1 pseudogene is annotated in these 353 nt (G+C 70.0%); it reads left to right on the forward strand.

Going from position 1 to position 353, the window contains the following annotated elements:
• Nucleotides 1-90 precede the first annotated feature (90 nt).
• A pseudogene (locus TN53_RS43160) lies at nucleotides 91-353 on the forward strand (ribonuclease BN); the annotation flags it as partial.

Here is a 353-nt window from a genome sequence, read left to right on the forward strand (position 1 = left end):
AGTGCGTGGCGACACCCTCGACGAACTGCGGGAGGTCTTCTCCGCCACTGGCACGACACGCAAGACCACCGGAGGCGCGGGTGTCAGCATTTGCTGCTGGGCGGCCGGATCGGCTGGTGGAGCCTGTTGCCGGGATCGCTGCTGGCCGGCACCGGTACGGTCCTGCTGAGCCTGGGGGCCCGCGTTCTGGTTCCCACGGCCATGGAGCGCAGCCTGCACGAGTTCGGCCCCCTGGGCCCCGTCTTCACCTTCCTTTCCTGGCTGATCGCCGTCTTCCTCGTGGCCGTCTCGGGCCTGGCCCTCGGCGAGTACGTCCCCTCCACCACCTGGTTCCGGTCGGTCTCCGCACCCCG

This window comes from Streptomyces sp. WM6386 (assembly GCF_000972385.1).
Classification (GTDB): Bacteria; Actinomycetota; Actinomycetes; order Streptomycetales; family Streptomycetaceae; genus Streptomyces.